The sequence below is a fragment of the Kosakonia pseudosacchari genome, assembly GCF_900184035.1.
Lineage (GTDB): Bacteria > Pseudomonadota > Gammaproteobacteria > Enterobacterales > Enterobacteriaceae > Kosakonia > Kosakonia pseudosacchari.
Map to the genome: position 1 here is coordinate 280,961 of NZ_FXWP01000014.1, position 23,987 is coordinate 304,947.

21 protein-coding genes are annotated in these 23,987 nt (G+C 55.4%); 10 read left to right on the forward strand and 11 right to left on the reverse strand.

Annotated features, from left to right (window positions below; translation table 11 throughout):
• Nucleotides 1-164: 164 nt before the first annotated feature.
• Nucleotides 165-935: a cyclic-guanylate-specific phosphodiesterase gene (pdeH, locus tag BN2591_RS14485; protein WP_086872563.1), complete on the forward strand. Its 771-nt coding sequence runs from the start codon at nt 165-167 to the stop codon at nt 933-935.
• A 68-nt stretch (nt 936-1,003) separates the two neighbouring features.
• Nucleotides 1,004-3,058: an AsmA family protein gene (locus BN2591_RS14490; protein ID WP_086872565.1), complete on the forward strand. Its 2,055-nt coding sequence runs from the start codon at nt 1,004-1,006 to the stop codon at nt 3,056-3,058.
• A 50-nt stretch (nt 3,059-3,108) separates the two neighbouring features.
• Here the strand turns inward: BN2591_RS14490 and BN2591_RS14495 are convergent, their stop codons facing one another.
• The 3 genes from BN2591_RS14495 to BN2591_RS14510 all read right to left on the reverse strand — a co-directional run bounded on the left by BN2591_RS14495 (nt 3,109) and on the right by BN2591_RS14510 (nt 6,681).
• A complete protein-coding gene (locus BN2591_RS14495; RefSeq protein WP_086872568.1) occupies nt 3,109-4,425 on the reverse strand; it encodes an MFS transporter in 1,317 nt (438 codons plus the stop codon).
• A 272-nt stretch (nt 4,426-4,697) separates the two neighbouring features.
• The gene (gene yhjD, locus BN2591_RS14505) at nt 4,698-5,729 is read right to left on the reverse strand and encodes an inner membrane protein YhjD (protein WP_086872572.1); all 1,032 of its coding nucleotides are present in this window, start codon (nt 5,727-5,729) and stop codon (nt 4,698-4,700) included.
• Nucleotides 5,730-5,778: 49 nt separating this feature from the next.
• Nucleotides 5,779-6,681 carry a LysR family transcriptional regulator gene (locus tag BN2591_RS14510; protein ID WP_086872620.1) on the reverse strand — a complete coding sequence of 301 codons (903 nt, stop codon included), beginning with the start codon at nt 6,679-6,681 and terminating at the stop codon, nt 5,779-5,781.
• A 119-nt stretch (nt 6,682-6,800) separates the two neighbouring features.
• Between BN2591_RS14510 and BN2591_RS14515 the strand changes: the two genes are divergently transcribed.
• Nucleotides 6,801-7,559: an SDR family NAD(P)-dependent oxidoreductase gene (locus BN2591_RS14515; RefSeq protein WP_086872574.1), complete on the forward strand. Its 759-nt coding sequence runs from the start codon at nt 6,801-6,803 to the stop codon at nt 7,557-7,559.
• A gap of 42 nt (nt 7,560-7,601) precedes the next feature.
• On the opposite strand, the gene BN2591_RS14520 is transcribed toward BN2591_RS14515, so the two are convergent.
• Together BN2591_RS14520 and BN2591_RS14525 are read right to left on the reverse strand one after the other, a co-directional pair.
• Nucleotides 7,602-8,000 carry a YdeI family stress tolerance OB fold protein gene (locus BN2591_RS14520; RefSeq protein WP_086872576.1) on the reverse strand — a complete coding sequence of 133 codons (399 nt, stop codon included), beginning with the start codon at nt 7,998-8,000 and terminating at the stop codon, nt 7,602-7,604.
• Between the two features lie 68 nt (nt 8,001-8,068).
• Nucleotides 8,069-8,599 carry a GNAT family N-acetyltransferase gene (locus tag BN2591_RS14525; RefSeq protein WP_425268955.1) on the reverse strand — a complete coding sequence of 177 codons (531 nt, stop codon included), beginning with the start codon at nt 8,597-8,599 and terminating at the stop codon, nt 8,069-8,071.
• Nucleotides 8,600-8,762: 163 nt separating this feature from the next.
• Between BN2591_RS14525 and BN2591_RS14530 the strand changes: the two genes are divergently transcribed.
• Entirely contained in the window at nt 8,763-10,352 is a 1,590-nt protein-coding gene (locus BN2591_RS14530) for an STY4199 family HEPN domain-containing protein (RefSeq protein ID WP_086872580.1), read from the forward strand.
• Between the two features lie 112 nt (nt 10,353-10,464).
• Here BN2591_RS14530 and BN2591_RS14535 read toward each other — a convergent pair whose 3' ends face one another.
• Nucleotides 10,465-12,114, reverse strand: a complete 1,650-nt coding sequence (locus BN2591_RS14535; protein ID WP_086872582.1) for an alpha,alpha-trehalase — start codon at nt 12,112-12,114, stop codon at nt 10,465-10,467.
• A gap of 307 nt (nt 12,115-12,421) precedes the next feature.
• Here BN2591_RS14535 and BN2591_RS14540 point away from each other — a divergent pair, with 307 nt between their 5' ends.
• Nucleotides 12,422-12,829, forward strand: a complete 408-nt coding sequence (locus BN2591_RS14540) for a GNAT family N-acetyltransferase (RefSeq protein ID WP_086872584.1) — start codon at nt 12,422-12,424, stop codon at nt 12,827-12,829.
• A 31-nt stretch (nt 12,830-12,860) separates the two neighbouring features.
• On the opposite strand, the gene aguA is transcribed toward BN2591_RS14540, so the two are convergent.
• Both aguA and aguB read right to left on the reverse strand, forming a co-directional pair.
• Entirely contained in the window at nt 12,861-13,943 is a 1,083-nt protein-coding gene (gene aguA / locus BN2591_RS14545) for an agmatine deiminase (RefSeq protein ID WP_086872586.1), read from the reverse strand.
• 3 nt (nt 13,944-13,946) lie between these two features.
• Nucleotides 13,947-14,831 (reverse strand): N-carbamoylputrescine amidase, encoded by an 885-nt coding sequence (gene aguB, locus BN2591_RS14550; RefSeq protein ID WP_017458280.1) that lies wholly within the window; start codon nt 14,829-14,831, stop codon nt 13,947-13,949.
• 133 nt (nt 14,832-14,964) lie between these two features.
• On the opposite strand from aguB, the gene BN2591_RS14555 reads away from it, so the two are divergent.
• Complete coding sequence (locus BN2591_RS14555; RefSeq protein ID WP_086872622.1) at nt 14,965-15,858, forward strand: LysR family transcriptional regulator; 894 nt, start codon at nt 14,965-14,967, stop codon at nt 15,856-15,858.
• On the forward strand, nt 15,859-16,467 hold the full coding sequence (locus BN2591_RS14560; protein ID WP_086872588.1) for a histidine phosphatase family protein: 609 nt from the start codon (nt 15,859-15,861) through the stop codon (nt 16,465-16,467). It begins immediately after the preceding gene.
• 16 nt (nt 16,468-16,483) lie between these two features.
• Here the strand turns inward: BN2591_RS14560 and BN2591_RS14565 are convergent, their stop codons facing one another.
• The 3 genes from BN2591_RS14565 to BN2591_RS14575 form a co-directional block, all read right to left on the reverse strand.
• A complete protein-coding gene (locus BN2591_RS14565) occupies nt 16,484-16,864 on the reverse strand; it encodes a hypothetical protein (RefSeq protein WP_086872590.1) in 381 nt (126 codons plus the stop codon).
• A gap of 135 nt (nt 16,865-16,999) precedes the next feature.
• Nucleotides 17,000-18,352, reverse strand: a complete 1,353-nt coding sequence (gene gorA, locus BN2591_RS14570) for a glutathione-disulfide reductase (protein WP_020455643.1) — start codon at nt 18,350-18,352, stop codon at nt 17,000-17,002.
• Nucleotides 18,353-18,434: 82 nt separating this feature from the next.
• Entirely contained in the window at nt 18,435-19,277 is an 843-nt protein-coding gene (locus BN2591_RS14575; protein ID WP_086872624.1) for a 23S rRNA (adenine(2030)-N(6))-methyltransferase RlmJ, read from the reverse strand.
• Nucleotides 19,278-19,471: 194 nt separating this feature from the next.
• Here BN2591_RS14575 and BN2591_RS14580 point away from each other — a divergent pair, with 194 nt between their 5' ends.
• The 3 genes from BN2591_RS14580 to rsmJ all read left to right on the forward strand — a co-directional run bounded on the left by BN2591_RS14580 (nt 19,472) and on the right by rsmJ (nt 23,724).
• A complete protein-coding gene (locus tag BN2591_RS14580) occupies nt 19,472-20,740 on the forward strand; it encodes an acid phosphatase (RefSeq protein WP_086872593.1) in 1,269 nt (422 codons plus the stop codon).
• 184 nt (nt 20,741-20,924) lie between these two features.
• Complete coding sequence (gene prlC / locus BN2591_RS14585; protein WP_086872595.1) at nt 20,925-22,967, forward strand: oligopeptidase A; 2,043 nt, start codon at nt 20,925-20,927, stop codon at nt 22,965-22,967.
• A 4-nt stretch (nt 22,968-22,971) separates the two neighbouring features.
• Entirely contained in the window at nt 22,972-23,724 is a 753-nt protein-coding gene (rsmJ, locus tag BN2591_RS14590) for a 16S rRNA (guanine(1516)-N(2))-methyltransferase RsmJ (RefSeq protein ID WP_086872597.1), read from the forward strand.
• Nucleotides 23,725-23,987 lie beyond the last annotated feature (263 nt).

The following is a 23,987-nucleotide window of genomic DNA, read 5'->3' on the forward strand; positions in this document are numbered from 1 at the left end:
AAAACAACGTTCCAGTATTTTTTTGAGCTAAAGCCTGTTCCTGGCAGATTTCCCGTCGGCGGTTTTTAAATTTGCCCACAGACGGAGCGTAAAGTTATCGACACGCCCGCCGATAACTCATTGACGAATTCCTCCCGGTCATCGCCTTCGACAGGACAGCAGAAATGAAGTTAAAGCAGGTCATCCAGCAGCTAAACATTCCTGAAGCAAGCATCGAAAGCTTGCAGGAGCGTCGTTATTGGCTGCAATGCGAACGTGCTTATACTTATCAGCCCATCTATAAAACCGATGGTCGTCTGATGGCTGTTGAAGTATTAACCATTGTTACTCATCCGTCGCAGCCGGAAACGCGCATCGCGCCGGATCGCTACTTTTCCAAAGTGGCGGTGCGTCAGCGTGTTGATGTGGTTCATGAGCAAGTGGCGCTGCTGGCGGAGCAAAAAGAATTTTTCGTTACCAATGATGTGTTGGCCTCGGTAAACGTAGATGGCCCAACACTGCTGGCGATGCGTCAGGATAGCGATCTGATGGCGTTGATTAATTCGCTGCCGTGGATCCGCTTTGAACTGGTGGAACATATCCGTCTACCGCAGGATTCGACTTTCGCCTCGATCAGTGAAATAGGCCCGCTATGGCTGGACGACTTCGGCACCGGCATGGCGAACTTCTCCGCGTTAAGCGAAGTGCGTTATGACTACATCAAAGTCGCGCGCGATCTGTTCATCATGCTGCGTAAAACACCCGAAGGGCAAAATCTGTTTACCATGCTGTTGCAGTTGATGAACCGCTATTGCCAGGGCGTGATTGTCGAAGGCGTGGAAACGCTGGAAGAGTGGCGCGATGTGCAGGATTCGCCTGCTTATGCGGCACAGGGTTATTTTCTCTCCCGTCCGGTTCCTTTAGCCAAACTTGAACACGTGATACTCGAACTGTAAACCGCCGCCCTTTCTGCGAGCCTCTACTATCTTTATGACAGGTAAGGCTTTAAAGGAAAGGCAGAACGATGACAAAAACGAGTAAAGCGATTATTGCCGTCTTCGCGACGCTGCTGTTGCTGATTGTGGTCGCCATTATCATCATCGCCACATTCGACTGGAACCGCCTCAAACCCACCATTAACGAAAAAGTCTCCACTGAGCTTAACCGTCCGTTCGCCATTCGCGGTGATTTGGGCGTGGTGTGGGAACGGCAAAAAGAGGAAACCGGCTGGCGCAGTTGGGTTCCGTGGCCGCATGTTCACGCCGACGATATTATCCTTGGCAACCCGCCGGGCATCGACGAAGTGACGATGGTGCATTTACCCCGCGTTGAAGCCACCCTCGCGCCGCTGGCGCTGCTCACCAAAACCGTTTACCTGCCGTGGATCAAACTGCAACAGCCCGATGCCAGGCTGATTCGTCGCTCGGAAAAGCTCAATAACTGGACGTTCACGCTGGCCAGCGACGCCAACAAAGACGCCAACGCGCAGCCTTCCAGTTGGTCATTCCGGCTGGATAACATTCTTTTTGATCGCGGACGTATCGCCATTGATGATGCGCTCAACCGCGCTGATATCGAGATTCTGGTCAACCCCTTAGGCAAGCCGCTACCGTTTAGCGAAGTGACCGGCAAAAGCGACAGCAAAGTCAACGCCGGCGATTACGTCTTTGGTTTGACGGCAAAAGGGCATTACAACGACCAGCCGCTCTCCGGTAATGGCAAAATCGGCGGCATGCTGGCGTTGCGTAGCGAAGGAACGCCTTTTCCGGTGCAGGCAGATTTCCGCTCCGGTAACACCCGCGTGGCGTTTGTCGGCACCATCAACGACCCGATGAACATGGGCGGTGCCGACTTGCAACTCAAGTTCGGCGGTAACTCCCTTGGCGAACTGTATGATTTAACCGGCGTGCTGCTGCCGGATACGCCGCCGTTTGAAACCGATGGTCATCTCATCGCGAAGCTCAATAATGATAAAGGCTCGGTGTTTGATTACCGCGATTTTAACGGTCATATCGGCGAAAGCGATATTCATGGCACGCTGCGCTATTCCACCGGCAAACCACGGCCAAAACTGGAAGGCGACGTTGAATCGCGCCAGTTACGGCTGGCAGATTTAGGGCCACTGATCGGCGTGGATTCCGGCAAAGGTGCTGAGCAGTCGAAACGCACCGAGCAGCAGAAAGGCGAGAAAGCAGGGCAACCGGCAGACAAAGTGCTGCCGTATGACCGCTTTGAAACCGATAAGTGGGACGTCATGGATGCCGATGTGCGCTTTAAAGGCCGCCGGATTGAGCACGGCTCTACGCTACCCATCAGCGATTTGTCGACCCATATTCTGCTGAAAGATGCCGACCTGCGCCTGCAACCGCTGAAATTTGGTCTTGCCGGCGGCACTATCTCATCGAATATCCATCTCGAAGGGGATAAAAAACCGATGCAAGGGCAGGCGGAGATTCAGGCGCGGCGGCTGAAGCTCAAAGAGCTGATGCCTGATGTGGAGCTGATGCAGAAAACCCTCGGTGAGATGAACGGTGACGCGGAGCTTCGCGGCGTGGGCAACTCCGTGGCGGCACTGCTGGGCACCAGCAATGGCAACCTGAAACTGTTGATGAATGACGGTGTGGTCAGCCGTAACCTGATGGAAATTCTCGGCCTTAATGTCGGTAACTATATTGTCGGTCAGCTGTTTGGCGATGACGAAGTGCGGGTAAATTGCGCTGCTGCGAACCTCGATTTAGTCAACGGTGTCGCGCGTCCGCAAATCTTCGCCTTTGATACGGAAAACGCGCTGATTAACATTACCGGCACCGCCAGCATGGCGTCGGAGCAGCTCGACTTAACCATTGATCCGGAAAGTAAAGGCGTGCGTATCGTCACGCTGCGCTCACCGCTCTACGTGCGTGGCAGTTTTAAAAATCCGCAGGCGGGTGTGAAACCCGGTCCGTTGATTGCGCGCGGTGCGGTGGCGGCAGCGCTGGCAACCTTAGTTACCCCGGCGGCGGCATTGCTGGCGTTGATCTCGCCGTCGGAAGGCGAACAGAATCAATGCCAGGCCATTTTGTCGCAGATGAAACACTAGGAAGCACAACGGGAAGTGGCCCTCTCTTTTGCGAAGAGAGGGCCAAAAGATTACAGCGACTGGTGTCTGGTTTCGTGGGTCAGCAGCAGCGCGATAAGCGTTAACGTGGCCATCGCGGCCAGGTAAATCCCGACATACATCAGACCATAATTTGCCTGCAGCCAGGTGGCGATATACGGTGCCACCGATGCGCCGAGGATTGACGACACGTTGTAAGAGAACGACGCGCCGGTATAACGCACTTCCGTCGGGAACAGCTCCGGCAGCAGCGCGCCCATTGGACCGAACGTCAGCCCCATCAGGCTCAGGCCAATCAGCAGGTAGGCCATCACCAGCACCGGGCTACCGGAACCGAGCAGCGGCGGGAAGACAAACAGTGCGAACAGAATAATCAACGACGTAATGACAATCATGCTTTTACGCCGGCCAAACGCGTCCGCCAGCAGACCCGCTACCGGCACCATCACACCAAAACCGATAACCGCCATCATCAGCATCCACAGCACTTCGTTACGCGGCAGACCCAGGCCCTGCGGCGAGGTGCTGAAGGTCATTGAGTAGACCGTCATGATGTAGAACAGCGTGTAGGTCGCCAGCATGATAAAGGTGCCCAGCACGGTAACGCGCACATGTTTGGTCAGCAGTGTGCCCAGCGGCACTTTTACCTGCTTCTTCGCGGCAGCGACTTTGGCGAACACCGGTGTTTCATGCAGCGAAACGCGGACATACAGGCCAATCAGCACCAGCACGGCAGAGAAGATAAACGGCACGCGCCAGCCCCACGCCATAAACTGCTCATCGGTCAGTAACCAGGAGAGCAGCAGGAAGGTGCCGTTAGCAAAGAAGAAGCCAATCGGCGCGCCCAGTTGCGGGAAAGAGCCGTACAGCGCGCGTTTACGTGGCGGGGCATTTTCCGTGGCCAGCAGCGCCGCGCCGCCCCATTCGCCGCCTAAGCCCAGACCCTGACCAAAACGCGCCAGCGCCAGCAGCAACGGTGCCATGACGCCAATGGTTTCGTACCCCGGCAGCAGGCCGATCAGCACGGTTGAGATCCCCATCGTCAGCAACGAGGCCACCAGCGTCACTTTACGGCCAACACGGTCACCAAAGTGACCAAACACAGCGGAACCAATCGGGCGCGCAATAAAAGCAATGGCGAAGGTCGCCAGCGACTGTAGCGTGGCGGCCGTCGGGTCGCCCTGCGGGAAGAAGATATGCGGGAACACAATCACCGCGGCGGTGGCGTAAATATAGAAATCGAAGAACTCGATGGCGGTGCCAATCAGAGACGCAACGACGACTTTATTACGTGAATTTACCGGCGGATTTTCCTGCTCGTTGTCGAAAGTGGTAGCTGTAGCTTGCATAGAATTTTCTTATTTTTGCGCGAACGAACGACCATATTAGCCACAGCAAAAGCGACATTTCAATCTGTAACAAAGTGGGCTTTAGTGCGAAAAACAGGCAAAAAGCGAATAATTTTCAGACTCACGATTTACCTTCCATGAAATGCTTCACAGATTTTAATAATTAGAGGATAAAACTGGTTTTTGGTTAAATAAAAGTTACGGGCTGGATTTTCATGCTGAAATCGCCGAGCGGGCTGAAATATTCCATTTCCTTCAGCCCGATAGCATCGTTAGTGGTGGGTTTTGTCCGGCATGCGCGGGTCACCTTTGTACTGCGCGGTAGCGATCCACGCCGCGCAAAACAGCGTCAGGCGAGCAAAGAAATAGAAGAATGCCATTAGCCCGAGCACCGAACCAAATGCCGCGCCGGAGGGGGATTTCACCAGCGATGGCAGCGTCCAGGTCATGATCATTTTGATCACTTCAAACCCAATCGCGGCGATAAAGGTGCCGCGGATCAGCGCCTTCCTGCGCGGGCGGTGGCGCGGCAAGCGCCAGAAGATCCAGAAGAAGAGCAGATAGTTCGCGAAAATCGAAATGGCCAGGCCAATCAGCCGCCAGGCCGGTTTCAACCATTCGATGTAATCGAGGTGCAGCGCGTTAATAATCAACTGCTGCGCGGAGCCCGCCACCGAGGTTATTGATAGCGTCACGATCAGCGCGACTAACAGGCCAATGAGCGAAATAAAATCGCGGAAATACTTTACCCAGATTTTTTCTTCATCCTGCGCGTTACGCTCCCAGACATCGCGCGACTGGGCGCGGATCGCCTCGCGCAGGTTGCCGGTCCAGTTCACGCCGGAATAGAGGGCGATAGCCAGCCCGACAATCCCTACCGTCGTGCGCTGCTGCACGGCAATATTGAGGGTGTTTTGCAGTGTTGCTGCCATCGTCGGATCGCTCACGCTCATGAGTATTTTATTGAAGATGTCCTGCAACAGCGTCGGGTGCGAGGCGAGCACAAAACCGGCGGCGGCAAACGAGACCATCATGATGGGGATCATCGACAGAAACGAGAAGTAGGTGATGGCCGCGCCAAACTGGTTCCCCATGCGGTCGTTAAAGCGTTCAGTCGCGCGGATCAGGTGCGCCACCACAGGCCAGCGCTGGATCTTTTGCACCATGTCGGTGAGTGATACCAGCGTAGTGCTGGCGGCTGAAGGGGCAGAATGTTTCTTTTCGGTGGGCTGCTCAGCCATCTTCCTGACGGGTTCGTAGTCGAGGTCTTGCGTCGGGCGTTTTTCATGATTTTCCGGCGTCATCAGGTCTGTTTTCCTTCTCCTGAATGTGTTGTAACTGAAATTATAGCTGCTAGTGGTCGACGTAATCCTTCAGTACGGTCGCCAGCCACTCCATAAACAGATGCACGCGGCGCGACAGATTACGGCGGTGCGGGTAAATCAGCGAAACCGGCATCGGTTCCGCGCGGTATTGCGGCAGGATCTCCACCAGCTTCCCCGCACGCAGCGCGTCGCGTACGCCCACGCGCGGAACCTGAATAATCCCTAATCCGGCCAGACAGGCGGCTTGATACGTTTCGGTGCTGTTCACCGTCAGGATGCCGCCGGTTTTCACCCAGTGTGTCTGCTTATCCTGCCAGACCTCAAAGCCCGGCGGGCGCGTACCAAGGTTAACGGCGTAATGCACCAGCGCGTGGGAGGATAAATCGTCGAGCGTTTCCGGATAGCCAAAACGCGCCAGATAATCGGGGCTGGCGCAGTTAATGACCGACAGCCGACCGAGCTGGCGGGCGATCAGCCCGGAGTCTTTGAGGGTGCCGACGCGCACGACGCAGTCGAACCCTTCGCGAATAATATCCACCAGCCTGTCGCTGCTACTGAGCTCCAGTTCAATGCCGGGGTATTGTTGCAGGAAAGCGGGCAGGCGCGGGATCACCAGATTTTTCGCCACTCCGACCGGCATATCGACGCGCAAACGGCCGCTGATGCTCGACGGATCATGCAGGAACATCCCGTCGAGCTCATCCATATTCGCCAGCAGGTCTTTTGCCCGCTCGTAGTAAACCATGCCGTCCTGAGTGAGCTGGACGCGGCGCGTGGTGCGGTGCAACAACTGGGTGCCGAGGTGCGTCTCCAGCGCCTGAATCTGGCGCGATACGCTACCCTTAGGAAGCCCCATCGAATCCGCCGCGCGGGAAAAACTCTCCAGTTCCGCCACGCGGATAAACAGTTGCATTGCGTAAATTTTATCCATCATCACGCTCGATTGTTACCTGTAATGAAACAGTGAAGCGTAATTTAGCACCTTTATTGTTTATTCGTCAGCTAATAAGCTTTTTTCACAGTCTCACATCAGCGAAAACGAGGTTTCTTATGACACAACATATTGCTTTAGTGACCGGTGGCAGCCGCGGGTTGGGTAAAAACGCGGCGCTGAAGCTGGCGGCGAAGGGAACGGACATTATCCTGACCTACAACAGTAACGTCGAAGAAGCGCAGAACGTGGTGCGTGAAATTGAGCAAAAAGGCGTGAAAGCGGTGGCATTGCAGTTAAACGTCGGCGATATCACCGGGTTTGATGTTTTTGTGCGTAACGTACACGAGCAGTTGAAATCGGTCTGGCAGCGCGAGACGTTTGATTATTTGTTGAACAATGCTGGCATCGGTATCAACGCGCCTTTCGCCGAAACCAGTGTCGAGCAATTTGATCAACTGGTGAACATCCACTTCAAAGGTCCGTTCTTCCTGACGCAAAGCTTGCTGCCACTGCTGAAAAATGGCGGACGTATTCTCAACGTCTCCAGCGGGCTGGCGCGGTTTTGTCAGCCGGGCTATGCCGCCTATGCCTCAATGAAAGGGGCGATGGAAGTGCTGACACGTTACCAGGCGAAAGAGCTTGGCGCGCGGGGCATTTCTGTGAATATCATTGCGCCGGGAGCGATAGAAACGGATTTCGGCGGTGGCGTAGTGCGTGATAATGAACAGGTGAATCAACATATTGCTGCACAAACCGCGTTGGGCCGTGTCGGCCTGCCGGATGATATTGGCGATGCGATTGCCGCGCTGCTGAGCGACGATCTGGCCTGGATGAATGCGCAACGCGTGGAAGTGTCGGGCGGGATGTTCCTGTAAAACCGGTCACGCCCGGCAGTTTTCGCTACCGGGCGTGCAGCGTTACTGTTTCTGGAAATGCGTTACCCGGACACGCACCGGTTGCTGTTTTTTATCCAGCGAGCCGCTGATGCCGACCAGTTCATCCGGCGACACGGATTTACCATCAAATATCGCCACGGGAATATAGACCTGAACCTGATCGGTTTTGTCGCGGAACAGGTAAAGATCACCGCTCTCTTTTTCAACCAGGTTACCGCGCAGCGAGACGGACGCGCCATCGTGCAGGGCTTTTGCCTGTTTGACGGTCATGGTGCGCGCATCTTCCATGCCGCGATAGCCGTCATCCATTTTATGCGGCGGTGGCGGCGCTTTGTCCGCTTTCAAACCGGGCGCATCTTCTGCGAATGCCGTCATGGAGAACAGCGCCACCAGACTGGCGGCGAGCACAATTTTCTTCATAACCTCTCCTGAATATTGCCAGAACACGTCTTTAAGCCTGGCAGAGCATAGCGAAGTATGCTGACGAATTATCGTTTTTCGTCATATTCGTGGCGCAGTAAGCCAAACAGCCAGTCGTTATGCCAGCTTCCCGCCAGCCAGTACGCCTCACGCAGCTCACCCTCAAGGATAAATCCTGTTTTTTCCAGTAAATGCCGGGATGCGCCATTACCCGCCGTTACGGTGGCGGTGAGTTTACGAATGCCCCCTTCGTTAAAAGCGAAGTCGCACAGCGCTTTTAGCGACTCCTGGCCATAGCCTTTGCCCTGCGCGGCAGGCGCGAACAGGAAGCCGACTTCGGCGCAATCATCCTCGTGGTGAATATAACCGGTTACGCCCAGCGGTTCGTTTGTCGCTGTATCGCGTACCAGCAGGCAGAGCCAGTGTCGGCTGCCGGGGGACCAGGGGGTCAGCCGGGCATCAAATGCTTCACGGATCTCCTGTTCGCTGCGGGCATCGGCAACGTAGCGCATCACGTCGGGGTGTTGTTGCAGCGCAAGAAAGAATGGCCATGCTTCTTCTGTTATTGGCGAGCAGGTCAGTCTTGAGGTAAAAAGCATTAACACAGTGAATATCTCCTGCTGTTTTTTTTTCGGCTTGAAACCACTATCACTGATAATAATCGTCAACTGAGCTATCTTTTACCTATTCATAAATAAAGAAAAAATTAAGCGCTCAGGTTGGCCAGTTAATTGTTTCTTCAGTTGTACTTAAAGGAAAATAATGACTCTCTCTGCCCCATTGAATACGGGTGAACAGTTTGAAAAATGCATTGCTATTATTCGCGAGGCGTCTGTTGAAATCTTATTGCTGCTGAATGTGCATTTTGATGAAGGTAAAGACCCGCGCTGGTTTTTGGAACAACTGGATGTTGCGCGCCTGAGTTTGGGTGGCTGGGGCGCGGTGGCTAAACGACTTAAACTCAACGATGCGGAATTAACACAGTTCACTTTACAGCTCCGTCACTTGCAGCAGCTCGTTCCGCGTTACGAGAACGGGCAGAATGTGACCGAAAATCAGCTTATTGCGGCGCTGCGATTTATCAGCGCGCTGGAAAATCTGCGTAATAAGCAGAAGTTGCTGAGCTACAACACCGCCTTGCCATCGGATGACGCGCAGCAGCGGCAAGGGCTTCAGCAGCTACGCGCCATGGAAACGATGATTAAATCGCTGGTGATGCAGGTGTGGCCGGATAGTGAAAAGCTGCGTAATCACCTGAAAACCCAGTTTGGTGCCGATCGTGTGCGGCGCTGGTTACGCCTTGGCGATCACAACGATGTCCTTAGCGGCATGCGGTTTAGCGAGTTGGCGCTGTTGCTGATAGATAAAAAAGAGTTTAGCCAGCGTTATGCCCGGCTGTTTAATGACGCCGCGGAACTGAACCTGCTAGTGGAACCGCGTAAAACGTTGCAAACCTTTCTGGATGATATTCGCCAGATGCGCGCAAGCGTGGTGTCAGGACAGCCGCTCACCTCTAATCAGCTGCTCTTATTGAACAGCTATTATCCGCAAATTACCGGACCGGTTCAGCGCGCGTTCGACGAGGGGCGCACGCAGACCAATCCCGCTGAAATATTGCGTGAGGCCGGTGGGGATTTAGACGCTTACTGGGAGCAGACGAGGAAAAAAGACCGCGCTGCCGGAGGTGATGCGATGCCGATGCGTGACAGTATTGATAAGCCTGCAAAACGGTCGGTGCGTAGTCGCGAAGAGCGCGACCAGATGCTCTCTGGCGTGCTGTGGAGTGCGGTCGGCGTGATGGTGCTGATGATGGTGATTGGCGCTTTCTGGATGTTTACCAGCGGGATGTCAGCACCGGTGGCGCGTCAAGCCCGGGCTACCGTGCCGATTGCCGAGGATCGCGAACGACCCTCGCCCAAAGAGGAGCTCAGTCGCCTGGGGCTGCCGCGCGACGAAAATAACTTCCGCGCGGCGATTGATCGCAATGATACGCGCGTGGTGTCGCTGTTTTTACGCACCGGGATGAACTGGAAACTCTCCTGGACGGAAAACGCGGTGATAGCGGATTACAACGATGTGCTGGATCTGCTGCTGCGATATCGCCTGCAAATGGATGAAAACCGCCCTTGCCGCCGTTTTATCGCGACGCTGACGCATGAAATGGCGGTGAACAACAAAAAGCTGACCTCGATTACGCGCGACTATTTACGCGCGTTTTGTACCGTTAAGCCGGTGGTAGATCGCCAGCGGTATGAGATGGAGCAGGCACAGTTGCGTTATGAAGCCGATCCAACGGATGAAAACCGCAAGTGGTCGGATATTCAGACCGCGATTTATGATGTGATTGATTAATTTTCCCAGGCGCATGCTTTCGCGTTGCGAACAGCAAATGGGCGCATCCTGGCACTTACCAGGATGCGCCCATACAGCCAATCAAGGGATAATCTGCGGTTGCCGCGCCAGCCTACGGTTCGCCGTACAAACCAATAAGACGGCGCACCACACCGTTTGTCCAGCCAAAACCATCCTGCAGCGGGTATTCACCCCCACCACCTTCACGCGGCGTACTGCTGGCGATGTGGTACTTCTCAATCAGCTTGTGGTGCTGCTGATAGTAGTGATTTACCGTCTGCAACCAGCTATGGGCGATTTCATTGCCCAGCGAGTCGTTTCCGTACATTTTGAAGCCCTGAATCGCCATCCATTGCAGCGGTGCCCAGCCGTTGGGTTTATCCCACTGTTCGCTGGTTTCGTACTCTGTTGCCAGAATACCGCCAGGCGTCAGCAGGCGCGCTTTTACGGCATCTGCGAGCCGGTCTGCCTGCTCATGGGTCGCCATGCCAACATATAGCGGGACAATGCTGGCGGCGGAAAACAGCGCCATCTGCTCACGACGCCAGTCGTAGTCTCGATAACAGCCATTCTCGTCATCCCACAGATAGCGGTTCACTGCCGCGCGGCGATCGCTCGCTTTCTGACGGAACAGTGCTTCGCGTTCTCTGTCGCCTTTCAGCCCGGAAATGTTGGCAATAGCGCTTTCCAGCTTGAACAGAAACGCGTTCAAATCAATCGGGATAAACTGCGTGGTGCGAATGCTCGCCAGCCGCTGCGCATCGCGCAGCCAGCGCGAGGAGTAATCCCAGCCGGAAGCAGCACCCGCGCGCAAATCGCGATAGACTTCACTTGCTGGTCGCCCGGAATGACGCGCGGTTTCAACGTCCTCAAGCCAGGACTCGTCGCGCGGCGTGTCGCGATCGTCCCAGTAACGGTTGAGCAGCGAACCGTCCGGCATACGTACCGCGTGGCGGTACGCCTGGTTCAGCGCCAGCGATTCCGCCCCATCCATCCAGAACGCGTACTCCATTAACAGATGATCAAGGTAGCGCCGCGCACCGCGTACGCCGTCCTCTTCAAACAGCTCGACCATCAGCGCGAAAACCGGCGGCTGCGAGCGGCTCAGGTAGTACGTGCGGTTACCGTTCGGAATATGACCGTAACGCTCAATCATCCACGCGAAGTTATCCGCCATACAGCGCAGCAAATCGTCGCGACCGCTCTCCGCCAGGCCCAGCATGGTGAAGTAGGAATCCCAGTAGTAGGTTTCGCGGAATCGCCCGCCGGGCACAATGTAAGCCTGCGGCAGCGCCAGCAGGGAAGACCACGGAATGTGATCCTGCGGCTCGCGGGTGAGGATCGGCCACAACTGGTCGATATGCTCTTTTAACGAGTTCTCCGGGTTGGAGACGTACGCTTTGGAGTAGTCCTCCGGCATCCAGAAGTGCGCTTTCACGAATTGGCGCAGATCGAACTCCGGTTTACGTTTGATTTTGCGATAGCGAATCAGAATATCGAGCGGATCCATTTTCGGCGCGCAATCGGGAAAGGTTTTGCTGTCGGCAAAAATGCGCGACGACTGCACGTGTTCAAACAGTTCAAGGTAACGATCGGCTGGGGTTAGCGCGTCGGACGCCGGTAACCCTTCGATCATTTCCGGCTCCGGCTCCGCCTCGATCATTTCATCCAGTTTTAACTCGCACGGATCGGTTTCGTAGACGATCTCTTCCTCAATCACGAACTCGACGGATTCTGCGCTTTGTAGTTTCTGGTTGAACATAAGGATTATGGCCTCCGGATGTCGTCGTAAAAAATTACGGGTGTTGCCCGGCTATCTATTAAGCGTAGACATTCGCTTCGATCCGTGAAGGACGAAGTGTGCGGTCGATCACGTTTTAGCACGGCGTGAAATTAACGAAAAACCCCACAACCTACTGATTAATAGTGTATAAAACGTACAGAAGCAAAATTAACGCAGCGGCCAATTTAGGAGCATTCGTTTTGCAACGATTTGTGAATAATCGCCCGCAGAATCTCATTATGGGTGGTCGCTGGTAAATCTCCCCGAAATGACTGAGGAAAAGCCTTTGCAGCTCGTCTCTATTACGTTAGAGCAATGTCTCAATATCCGCCATACGGTACTGTGGCCGCATCTTGCCCGCAATGCTTCGCGCGTAGAAGGCGATGACGATGCCCGTCATTTTGGCGTGCTTGAAAGCGGGCAAGTTGTCAGTTGTTTATCGGTTTTTATGCTCGATGAACGGCGGTGCCAAATCCGTAAATTCGCCACCTTACAAACGCATCAGCAGCAAGGTTATGGCCGTTTTCTGTTGCAGAGCGTGCTGGAAACGTTAGTCAAGGCAGGCGTTGAATTTGTGCAACTGGATGCCAGAACGTCGGCAGCGGCATTTTATGCGCGTTTTGGCTTTATTGCGCAAGGCGAGCCGTTTCACAAAAAAGAAATACGGTACATTCGTATGTCGCGGGGATTGTAAAACCCGGCGACGAACGCCGCCGGGGGAAGGATTAACGCGGGATTTGCTGCGTAATGCAGTGGATGTTGCCACCGCCGAGCAAAATCTCACGCGCCGGAACGCCAGTGATAACGAAATCCGGGAACATCTCTTCGAACAACGCCTGCGCTGCGCCATCGGTCGCTGGATCCAGCAGCGGGTAAATAATCTGCTGGTTACTGACCAGATAGTTAACGTAGGAACCCGCCAGGCGGTTACCTTCGTGACGCTCAATCGCCGTGCCTTTTTCGACATCGCTGGTCTCTTCAGCGCTGGCGAACATGGGCCGTGGAGACGGCACTTTCCACACTTTCAGCGTGCGCCCTTGCGCATCTTTGGTGTTTTCCAGCACCTCAAGTGCGGCAACGGAGCGCGCGTATTGTGGGTCGTTCTGGTCATCCGTCCAGTGCAGTGCGACTTCGCCAGGACGAACGAAACAGCACATGTTGTCGATATGCCCGTCGGTTTCGTCATTGAACACGCCTTCCGGCAACCAGATAATCTGCGACACGCCCAGATAGTCGCGCAGCTGTTGTTCGATCTGCGCTTTACTCAGATGCGGGTTGCGGTTCGGGTTCAGCAAACATTCGGCGGTGGTCAGCAACGTGCCTTCGCCGTCGACGTGAATGGAGCCACCTTCCAGCACCAAATCGGTGTGATAGCACGGCATCTGGTGATACGCCGCAACCAGCCCGGCGACCTGTTGATCGCGATCCCAGCTTGCATACAAGCCGCCATTCAGCCCACCCCAGGCGTTGAATGTCCAGCTAATACCACGCTTTTCACCCGCGTTATTGACCACCACGGTTGGGCCCGTATCGCGCATCCAGGCATCATCGCTTTCCATTTCCACCAGCGTCACTTCCGCTGGCATAGTGGCACGCGCTTTTGCTATTTCGGCGGCAGGCACACCCATGATCACCGGCGTGTTGCGCGAAATCGCTTTGGCGACAGCGGAAAAAGCCTGCTGAGCCGGCGCGGCGTCAGCACGCCAGTTATCGGTGCGGTAAGGCCAAATCATCCACACTGCCTGATGCGGCGCCCACTCCGCCGGCATGGCGAAACCGTCTTTGACGGGCGTGGTCAGCTGTACCATCGCTTAGCTCCTTACGCTGCCATCGGAGGTGGCAATCGCGCTGTACATATTCGGACGGCGATCGCGGAACAGCCCCCATGCGGCGCGCTGCGCGGCAATGGCGTCGAGATCGAAGGTGTGCACCAGCACCGCTTCGTCGGTTTTGTTTGCCTGCTCGACCAGCTCACCCGTTTGATCGGCGATGAAGGAGGAGCCGTAGAAGGTCATTTCCAGGCCTTCGATGTATTTACTGGTTTCGGTGCCAATACGGTTAGACGCAATCACCGGAATGACGTTCGCGGCGGCATGGCCCTGCTGAACGCGGGTCCAGTGCGGCTGGCTGTCGATATCCGGGTAAGCGGGTTCAGAACCGATCGCGGTCGGGTAGAAAATAATTTCTGCGCCCTGCAAGGCGAGCACGCGTGCGGTTTCCGGGAACCACTGATCCCAGCAGATGCCGACGCCGATTTTCGCATAGCGGGTGTTCCACACTTTGAAACCGGTATCGCCAGGGATAAAGAACTGTTTCTCCTGGTACGCCGGGCCGTTCGGGATATGAGTTTTACGGTAGGTGTCCAGCACGCTGCCGTCGGCATCGATCATCACCAGCGAGTTGTAATAGGCGTTGTTGCACTTTTCAAACAGGCTCAGCGGCAGCACCACTTCCAGCTCTTTGGCCAGCGCAGAGAAGTGTTTGATCAATGGGCTATTCGCCACTTCCTGCGCCAGCGCGTAGTGTTCCGGACTTTGATCGATGCAGAAGTAAGGCGCGGCGAACAGTTCCTGAATCAGGATCACCTGTGCGCCTTTGCTGTGCGCTTCACGCACCAGACGTTCAGCGTTTTGAATGTTCTTATCCAGATCCCAGCTACACGCCATTTGCGTTGCGGCGACGGTTACATTTCTCATAAAAAACTCTCCCGTTGTTCTCGGTTCAGGCAGTGCAAATCGTCAGCACTTATTTTGCTGCAAACTATAGCAACGAAATGCGTTATGCATAAAATGTATTGTTATCATGAAAACATGAACAGGATGCATAGTGGTGATCGACCTGAATTTGCTGCGGCTGGTGCCAATTCTGGCGAAAGAGAAGAGTGTGACCCGCGCGGCGCTGAAAGCGAATCTGTCGCAATCTGCCTTTAGCCATGCCCTGAATCGCCTGCGTGAGCAACTCAACGATGAGATGTTTATCCGCACGCGCAACGGTATGGAACCGACACCCTACGCCGCGATGATGATCCCGGTGATCGAGAGCGCGCTCAGCAAGCTGGATACCGCCACGCGCGGGCCAAGCCATTTCGACCCGTTGCGTGATGCGCACACGTTTTATATCGGCGCGGTGGACTATTTTGAGTTCATGTTTATGCCGGTGCTGACCGCGCGATTTAAAACCATTGCGCCGAATGTCCGGCTTTCGGTCGATATTCTTTCAGAAACCATCAAGGTTGAGCGGGTAGAGCAGGGGCAACTGGATGCGTTTATCGGTGTCGATAACGTGCAACACATTCCCCATTATTTTAATAAACATAAACTTATCTCTGACCACTTTGTCGCTATCGCTTCTGTTGAGCGTACCGATTTGCCGGAACAGCTCACCATCAGACACCTGGTGAGCGAGGCGCAAATCCATTTACCGGCGGTCAGCTCCGGGGCAGATCATATTGACAGCTGGCTGCTCGAACAGCATCTCTATCGGCCGCTGGCGACGGTGGTGCAAAGTTACGCCGTTGGCGGGCGCGTGGCGGTGGCGACCGGCTATTTAATGTGCGTGCCGTTTCGCATTGCCAGGGAACTGGCAACAATGTTGCCGCTGCGCATTATGCAACTCCCGGAGGGCGCGCCATCGTATGATTTGCTGCTGCTGACACATCGGTTGTTCGACTACCAGCCCGCAGTGCAGTGGCTGATTAACGAACTGAAGGCGGTGAGGATTTAGATGAAAGCGTTATTAATTCGCCATCCGCAAACAGAGTGGAACCGGGCGGGGATTATCCAGGGGCGGCTCGATAGTCCGCTAACGCCACGTGGGCACGAAGAGAACCACGCTTTGCTTCGCGGGCTGCTGGATGCGGGGATCCACCCTGACGCTGTTTTCTCATCGCCGCTCGGCAGGGCGCAGCAGATGGCTTTGCTTATTGCTGAGCAATATCAGTGTGATATCCGCCTCGACGAGGCGTTACAGGAGCAGGATTTCGGTGAGTTTGATGGCCGTTTGCTGAGCGATATCCGCCGGGAATACCCTCGGTTCGCAGAGGATGAAACTTTTCAACCGCCGCAGGGTGAATCGCCGGCGCAGGCCGCGCGGCGGTTGCTCGACTTTTTACACCGCTTGCCGGGCATCTGCCCACATCACACGGTAGCGCTGGTGTCGCACGGGCAAATTATGCAGGCGGCGATAGCGCAGTTGCTGGAAAACTCCCTCGACAATGTGGCGCGTTACCACCATCCCAACGCCAGCTATTCGCTGGTGGAGATCAACCACAGCACCTGCGAGGTGGTGCGCTGGGGAGTGGCCAGCCATTTGCTGGGGTTAAAAACTGGCTGAATGCCGCGCCTGATGGTCACTTCTTAAAAAAACGGATGATCTTTTGCCACAATGACGTTTTGGTTGCAGGGCGTGCCCACGAAGGGTTGAGCAAATCCCCCGGCAGCAGATAGGGACGATCATCATCATCGCGCAGGTGCGCATTCAGAGCTGTGGCAATCTCCAGCATCTTCTCGTAGAGCGGCTGCGTGGGCGATTTGCTGCAGATTTCTCCATCATTCCACTCCAGCCAGCAGGTTTCTTGCCCTTTCCAGATCGCGTGAAATTCGCCATTTCGCCGATCAAAAGCGAGCTCTTCATCATGATTCACCAGTTGAACCCACTCTTCGCTGCCGATCGGTTGCGTTTCGCTGTCTGACCAGCTTTCCGCCCGGGTGATATGCATTTCCCAGCCCATCCGTTACGCCTTTTCCGTTGTTGAATTGTCAGATTATCGTGCCAGAAAATATCGCCTGAATCAGGGGGAAATGGCACGTAAAAAAAAGAAGCCCCGGTCGGGGCTTCTCTTGTGTGTCGCTGTTACCCGTGGCAATTAACGCATGGTGACAAACTCTTCCGCTGCGGTCGGGTGAATTGCCACCGTGTTGTCGAAGTCTTTTTTGGTCGCGCCCATTTTCAGCGCCACCGCAAAGCCTTGCAGCATTTCGTCCATACCGGAGCCGATACCGTGAATACCGACAATTTTCTCCTCCGGGCCAACGCACACCAGCTTCATACGACACGGCTGACGGTGAGTGGTCACCGCGGTATACATCGCGGTGAAGGAGGATTTGTAGATTTTCACCTGGTCATCGCCGTACTGCTCGCGGGCCTGTGGTTCGGTCAGGCCAACGGTGCCAATCGGCGGATGGCTGAACACCACTGTCGGGATGTTGCTGTAGTCCAGATGCTCATCCGGCTTGTTGTTAAAAAGGCGTTCGGAGAGACGGCGACCGGCTGCCACGGCGACCGGCGTCAGTTCTACCGCGCCGGTGTTATCGCCCACCGCGTAAATGCCCGGCACGCTGGTGTTCTGGAATTTATCGACTTCGATATACCCTTTGTCGTTGGTTTTCACGCCGGTGACCGCAAGGTTGAAATTATCGGTTGCCGGTTCGCGGCCAATCGCCCAAATCAGGCTGTCCACGGTTTGTGAACGACCATCTTCCAGCGTCAGCGTCAGGCTGCCGTCAGCGTTTTTCACCACCTCTTTTGGCACGGCGTGCGTGTGCAGTGTTGGGCCTTCTGCCGCCATCACTTCAACCAGCGTTTCGGTAATTAACGGATCAAAGCTGCGCAGCGGCGCATGTTTACGCACAAACAGGTGTGTCTCCGCGCCCAGGCCGTTGATCACACCTGCCAGTTCCACGGCGATATAACCTGCGCCAACCACCGCCACACGTTTTGGCAGCGCGGGCAGGGCGAAGAAACCGTCGGAATCAATACCGTATTCCACGCCCGGAATGTTCGGGTGGCTTGGACGGCCACCGGTGGCAATCAGGATATGATCGGCAGTGATCGTTTCGCCGTTCACTTCCACGGTTTTGGCATCGACAAAGCGCGCGAAACCCCGGATCACATCGACATTATTTTTGCCCAACACGTTATCGTACGAGGTGTGAATGCGGTCGATGTAGGCGCTACGGCTGGCAACCAGTTTGCTCCAGTCGAAGTGGTTCACGGTGGTGTCGAAACCGTAATCCGGGCCGTACAGATGGATCGCTTCAGAAATCTGCGCCGCGTGCCACATCACTTTTTTCGGCACACAACCGACGTTCACGCAGGTGCCGCCAAGTTCTTTTGCTTCGATCAGCGCGCATTTTTGACCGTACATAGCCGCACGGTTAATCGATGCGATACCGCCGCTGCCGCCGCCAATAGCGATGTAGTCGTAATGTTTGCTCATGGTTGTTTCCTTAATCCTGAACGAAGTCGAAAATATTCGCGATTGTAGCGCGCAGCCGAAAAGGTTCCACCAATGGCTGCGATTACTCCGGCACCACCTGGTGAATCAGCGTATGCCCGGTACCGGCTGGCACCAGTTTGCTGTGCAGCCATGGCAGCACATTGTTCATCTGCGCTTCAAGTTTCCACGGTGGGTTAATCACAATCATGCCGGAAGCCGTCATGCCGCGCTGGTCGCTGTCCGGGCGCACGCCAAGCTCAATTTGCAGAATGTTGCGAATGCCGGTGGCTTCCAGATCGCGCAGCATGCGTTTGATTTGCTGGCGCAGTACCACCGGATACCACAGCGCGTAAACGCCGGTAGCAAAGCGTTTGTGCCCATCGCTGATGCCGCTCACTACCGCCTGGTAGTCGGTTTTAATTTCGTAGGGCGGATCGATGAGGATCAAACCACGGCGCGAAACCGGCGGCAGCTTGGCTTTTAACTGCTGATAGCCGTCGGCGCGTTCGACGCGAGTACGGCTATCTTTCTGGAACTCCTGGCGCAGCAGCGGGTAGTCGCTCGGATGCAGTTCAGTCAGTTGCAGGCTGTCCTGCTCGCGCAGCAGTTCACGGGCAATCAGCGGTGAACCGGGGTAATAACGTAACTGCCCGCTACGGTTGAAATGGCGAACCACGTTCATGTAAGGCTCCAGCTCAGCCGGTAGATCATCCTGCTGCCAGATACGCGCAATGCCTTCCAGATATTCACCGGTGCGTTCTGCATGTTCACCGGAAAGCTGATAGCGCCCGGCACCTGCGTGGGTGTCGAGATAGAGAAACGGTTTCTCTTTTTCTTTCAGCGCTTCGATGATCAGGCTCTGAACGGTGTGTTTAAGGACGTCGGCATGGTTGCCTGCGTGGAAGCTGTGGCGATAACTGAGCATGGATACTGAGATTCCGGAAAATAAACGAGATTTCGCACAGTTTACCGCAGATTGGCGCGGATTACCGTAGCCCGGGCCCGCTTGTTTCAGTGGGGCGTAAAAGGTTTCAAAACATAACGGTGTCATGAAAATGTCAAACTGCGGGGCTAGCGTCGCTTTCAGGCAAGGTAATTGTTTGAATAAAAGGATAAAAAATGAAAATCCGTCTTACGCTTTTAACCGCCACGCTGCTGCTGGCTCACCAGGCGAGCGCGAAAGATATTTCCATCATGCAGGCGCGCGATATCGCGAATACCACGACGCCTGCGTCAGAAAGCCAGGCGTATGTCGCGCTGGAAGCGCAGTCGCTGGCGGGGTTGCGCCAGGCGTTGCAGGGAAGTGCCTCCTCGTTGACGCGCGATCAACTTGAGCACTCAGCCCAGCATCAACAAGCGGACAACGCGTGGCTAAAAGCCCGGAATTATGACTTCCAGGTCAAAGCCAGTCAGCAAGCCGGGATTGCGCTGCTTTCCGCATTTAGTTCGCTCCCAAAAACGATACTCGACGCCAACCTGCAAACTGCCGAGGAAATTAACCTCAACGCGACAAAAGGTTTGCGCCACCAGGCGCTGGCCGATGCCGAAGGCATCAACTATCTCTACTTTATTGCCGATGCGCTGGGACCAAAACTGGGTAAGGCGTTTCTCACCGCCTATGACAAAGGCGAGTTGGGTAAAGCTGCGGCGTTGATCAAAGCTACGGAGATCAGCACCGGCGCGGCGAAAAAGCACTTTGATTACAAACGTCCGTTCCTGATTGCTGGCAACACCATTCACCTGGTGGCGGACGATGTGGTTGTAAAAGACAATAAAGCCTACACCGCAGACGGCGGTTCTTTCCCGAGTGGTCACACCAATACGGGCTATACCGATTCGCTGCTGATGGCGGAAATGCTCCCCGAACGTTTTGACGCGCTGATAACGCGTGGTGCGCGCTACGGCTACTCGCGCGTGGTGTTAGGCGTGCATTACCCGCTGGATGTAATGGGGTCGCGTATGGTGGCGCAGCGCAATGTGGCGCATTACCTGAACGATGCGACTTACCGTGCGATGTTTAACGAAGCCCGCGATCAGTTGCGTACTGCACTGGAAAAAGAGTGCGGTACGACACTGGCGCAATGTGCGCAGACCGCCGACAAAGACGACCCTTATCGTGACCCGGCAATGCGCGATTTCTACCGCTTTACAATGACCTACGATTTGCCACACCAGAAAGGGGCAGCGAAAGCGGTGACTGTACCGCAAGGTGCAGAAGTGCTGCTGGAAGCGGCGCTGCCGAATCTCTCTGCGAGCCAGCGCCGAGCATTGATGGTGAAAACGGCCTTACCGGCGGGTTACCCGCTTTCCGGCACGACAGATGAGCAAAATTTCTGGCAGCGTTTGAACTTGTCGGCCGCCTTCGAAATGGCGCACAAAACGCGCTGAGGTACCCTTATGATCACGCCCGGCTGGCGCAATGTCGCCGGGTTTTTTCTTCGCTGCTGCTTATTGCAGCGATACCCCGCTAAGCGCAACGTCCGGGATTGAAATCTCCTACACTTAACCCCATGCTAGAAAACATTGCCAGGCGCCTAAGCGCCTTATTCACCTCATTCCAAGGACTGCGCCTATGACCAACCCTTTATTGACGCCTTTCGTGCTGCCGCCGTTTTCTCAAATCCTTCCTGAACATGTCGTTCCCGCCGTGACCAAAGCGCTGGAAGATTGCCGGAACGCGGTGGAAAGCGTTGTCGCGCAGGGCGGCCCGTATACCTGGGCAAATCTTTGCCAGCCGCTAGCGGAAGTGGATGACCGTCTTGGCCGCCTGTTCTCGCCGGTCAGCCACCTGAACTCGGTGAAAAATAGTCCGGAGCTTCGCGAGGCTTACGAACAAACGCTGCCGCTGCTCTCGGAATACAGCACCTGGGTTGGGCAGAACGAAGGGTTATACAACGCTTATCGCGATCTGCGCGACGGCGAACATTATGCTTCGCTGAGCGTCGCTGAGAAGAAATCAGTGGATAACGCACTGCGTGATTTCAAATTATCGGGCATCGGCTTGCCGAAAGAGAAACAGCAACGTTACGGCGAAATCGCCGCGCGTCTCTCTGAGCTTGGCAACATCTACAGCAACAACGTGCTGGATGCCACCATGGGCTGGAGCAAACTCATCACCGATGAAGCGGAGCTGGCCGGTATGCCGGAAAGCGCGCTGGCGGCGGCGAAAGCACAAGCGGAAGCCAAAGAGCAGCAAGGCTGGTTGTTGACGCTGGATATCCCGAGTTATCTGCCGGTGATGACCTACTGCGATAATCAGGCGCTGCGTGAAGAGATGTATCGTGCTTACAGCACCCGTGCTTCCGATCAGGGCCCGAACGCCGGGAAATGGGACAACAGTCCTGTGATGGCGGAGATCCTCGCGCTGCGCCACGAACTAGCGCAACTGCTGGGCTTTGAAAGCTACGCGTTCAAATCGCTGGCCACCAAAATGGCGGAAAATCCGTCGCAGGTGCTGGAGTTTTTAACCGATCTTGCCAAACGTGCGCGTCCGCAGGGTGAGAAAGAGCTGGCGCAGTTGCGCGCTTTCGCTAAAGCCGAGTTTGGCGTGGATGAGCTGCAACCATGGGATATCGGCTACTACAGCGAAAAACAAAAACAACACCTTTACAGCATCAGCGACGAACAACTGCGTCCGTACTTCCCGGAAGAGCGTGCGGTAAACGGCTTGTTCGAAGTGGTGAAACGCATTTATGGCATTACCGCCAAAGAGCGTAAAGATATCGACGTCTGGCACCCGGATGTGCGCTTCTTCGAGCTGTATGACGAGAGCAACGAACTGCGCGGCAGCTTCTACCTTGATCTCTATGCACGTGAAAACAAGCGCGGCGGCGCCTGGATGGACGACTGCGTGGGGCAGTTGCGCAGAGCCGATGGATCGCTGCAAAAACCGGTGGCTTATCTCACCTGTAACTTTAACCGCCCGGTGAATGGCAAACCGGCGCTGTTTACCCACGACGAAGTGATCACCTTGTTCCACGAATTTGGTCATGGCCTGCATCATATGCTGACGCGAATTGAAACCGCCGGTGTGGCGGGCATCAGCGGTGTGCCGTGGGATGCGGTCGAGCTGCCGAGCCAGTTTATGGAAAACTGGTGCTGGGAGCCGGAAGCGCTGGCGTTTATCTCCGGTCATTACGAAACCGGCGAACCGCTGCCGCAGGAGCTGCTGGATAAAATGCTGGCAGCGAAAAACTACCAGGCGGCAATGTTTATTCTGCGCCAGCTGGAATTCGGCCTGTTCGATTTCCGCCTGCATGCAGAGTTCAGCCCGCAACAAGGGGCGAAAATCCTCGAAACGCTGGCAGAAATCAAACGCCAGGTCGCGGTGGTACCCGGACCGTCATGGGGCCGTTTCCCGCACGCATTCAGCCATATTTTCGCCGGTGGTTACGCGGCGGGTTATTACAGCTACCTGTGGGCCGATGTGCTGGCGGCGGATGCGTTCTCCCGCTTCGAAGAAGAGGGGATTTTCAACCGTGAGACCGGGCAGTCGTTCCTCGATAACATCCTGACCCGTGGCGGTTCGGAAGAGCCAATGGATCTGTTCAAACGCTTCCGTGGCCGCGAGCCGCAAATTGATGCGATGCTTGAGCATTACGGTATCGAAGGCTAACGCAGTGAAAATCTGTTTGCTGGATGAAACAGGCGCCGGAGACGGCGCCTTATCTGTTCTTGCGGCCCGCTTTGGGCTGGAGCAGGACAACGACAACCTGATGGCGCTGGTGCTCACGCCGGCGCATCTGGAGCTACGCAAGCGTGACGAACCGAAGCTCGGCGGGATTTTTGTCGATTTTGTCGCTGGCGGCATGGCGCACCGGCGTAAGTTCGGCGGCGGGCGCGGTGAAGCGGTGGCAAAAGCGGTCGGCATCAAAGGCAGTTATCTGCCGGAGGTGGTGGATGCGACCGCAGGGCTGGGGCGCGATGCGTTTGTGCTAGCGTCGGTGGGCTGCCGGGTGCGGATGCTGGAACGCAATCCGGTTGTCGCCGCGTTGCTGGAAGATGGTCTTAATCGCGGCTATGCCGATGCGGAGATTGGCCCGTGGCTGCGTGAACGGTTGCAGCTGATTCACGCCTCAAGCCTGACCGGTCTTGCGGATATTACGCCGCGCCCGCAGGTCGTTTATCTCGACCCGATGTTCCCGCATAAGCAGAAAAGCGCGCTGGTGAAAAAGGAGATGCGGGTGTTTCAGTCGCTGGTCGGCCCGGATCTGGATGCCGATGGTTTACTGGAGCCTGCGCGTCAGCTCGCGATTAAACGCGTGGTGGTAAAACGCCCGGATTACGCGCCGCCGCTGGCGGGGATCGCGACCCAATCGGCTGTCGTCACGAAGAGTCATCGCTTCGATATCTACCCCGGTTCCGGAGAGTAAACATCAGGGTGGAGTGGGTTGCTCCCTGTAAACGTGGACCAAAAACCGGCCACATCGGTGAGTTTAAAATCCCTCGATAAAACCTGTTGATGGCTACGCTCAGCGGATGGGGTTTGCCGTGAGCAATAATAAATATCCTCCGGCATAGCCGGAGGTTTTTCAGATGCGCCTGTAAGGCTCTGTTACCAGCCGCGCCCTAACAGGCGCATACGATCTGACATTTGCATCAAACTTCTTTACTTACGGCCCGTAAACGGGCTGCC

Excerpts from the sequence above, each read along its gene's own strand:
- BN2591_RS14495 (WP_086872568.1), bottom strand. The coding sequence starts at position 4,425 with ATGCAAGCTACAGCTACCACTTTCGACAACGAGCAGGAAAATCCGCCG.
- BN2591_RS14515 (WP_086872574.1), top strand. The coding sequence starts at position 6,801 with ATGACACAACATATTGCTTTAGTGACCGGTGGCAGCCGCGGGTTGGGT.
- gorA (WP_020455643.1), bottom strand. The coding sequence starts at position 18,352 with ATGAGCAAACATTACGACTACATCGCTATTGGCGGCGGCAGCGGCGGT.
- BN2591_RS14580 (WP_086872593.1), top strand. The coding sequence starts at position 19,472 with ATGAAAATCCGTCTTACGCTTTTAACCGCCACGCTGCTGCTGGCTCAC.
- prlC (WP_086872595.1), top strand. The coding sequence starts at position 20,925 with ATGACCAACCCTTTATTGACGCCTTTCGTGCTGCCGCCGTTTTCTCAA.
- BN2591_RS14525 (WP_425268955.1), bottom strand. The coding sequence starts at position 8,599 with ATGCTTTTTACCTCAAGACTGACCTGCTCGCCAATAACAGAAGAAGCA.
- BN2591_RS14560 (WP_086872588.1), top strand. The coding sequence starts at position 15,859 with ATGAAAGCGTTATTAATTCGCCATCCGCAAACAGAGTGGAACCGGGCG.
- BN2591_RS14565 (WP_086872590.1), bottom strand. The coding sequence starts at position 16,864 with ATGGGCTGGGAAATGCATATCACCCGGGCGGAAAGCTGGTCAGACAGC.
- BN2591_RS14535 (WP_086872582.1), bottom strand. The coding sequence starts at position 12,114 with ATGTTCAACCAGAAACTACAAAGCGCAGAATCCGTCGAGTTCGTGATT.
- BN2591_RS14490 (WP_086872565.1), top strand. The coding sequence starts at position 1,004 with ATGACAAAAACGAGTAAAGCGATTATTGCCGTCTTCGCGACGCTGCTG.
- aguB (WP_017458280.1), bottom strand. The coding sequence starts at position 14,831 with ATGAGAAATGTAACCGTCGCCGCAACGCAAATGGCGTGTAGCTGGGAT.
- pdeH (WP_086872563.1), top strand. The coding sequence starts at position 165 with ATGAAGTTAAAGCAGGTCATCCAGCAGCTAAACATTCCTGAAGCAAGC.
- BN2591_RS14510 (WP_086872620.1), bottom strand. The coding sequence starts at position 6,681 with ATGGATAAAATTTACGCAATGCAACTGTTTATCCGCGTGGCGGAACTG.
- BN2591_RS14530 (WP_086872580.1), top strand. The coding sequence starts at position 8,763 with ATGACTCTCTCTGCCCCATTGAATACGGGTGAACAGTTTGAAAAATGC.
- yhjD (WP_086872572.1), bottom strand. The coding sequence starts at position 5,729 with ATGACGCCGGAAAATCATGAAAAACGCCCGACGCAAGACCTCGACTAC.
- BN2591_RS14575 (WP_086872624.1), bottom strand. The coding sequence starts at position 19,277 with ATGCTCAGTTATCGCCACAGCTTCCACGCAGGCAACCATGCCGACGTC.
- aguA (WP_086872586.1), bottom strand. The coding sequence starts at position 13,943 with ATGGTACAGCTGACCACGCCCGTCAAAGACGGTTTCGCCATGCCGGCG.
- BN2591_RS14520 (WP_086872576.1), bottom strand. The coding sequence starts at position 8,000 with ATGAAGAAAATTGTGCTCGCCGCCAGTCTGGTGGCGCTGTTCTCCATG.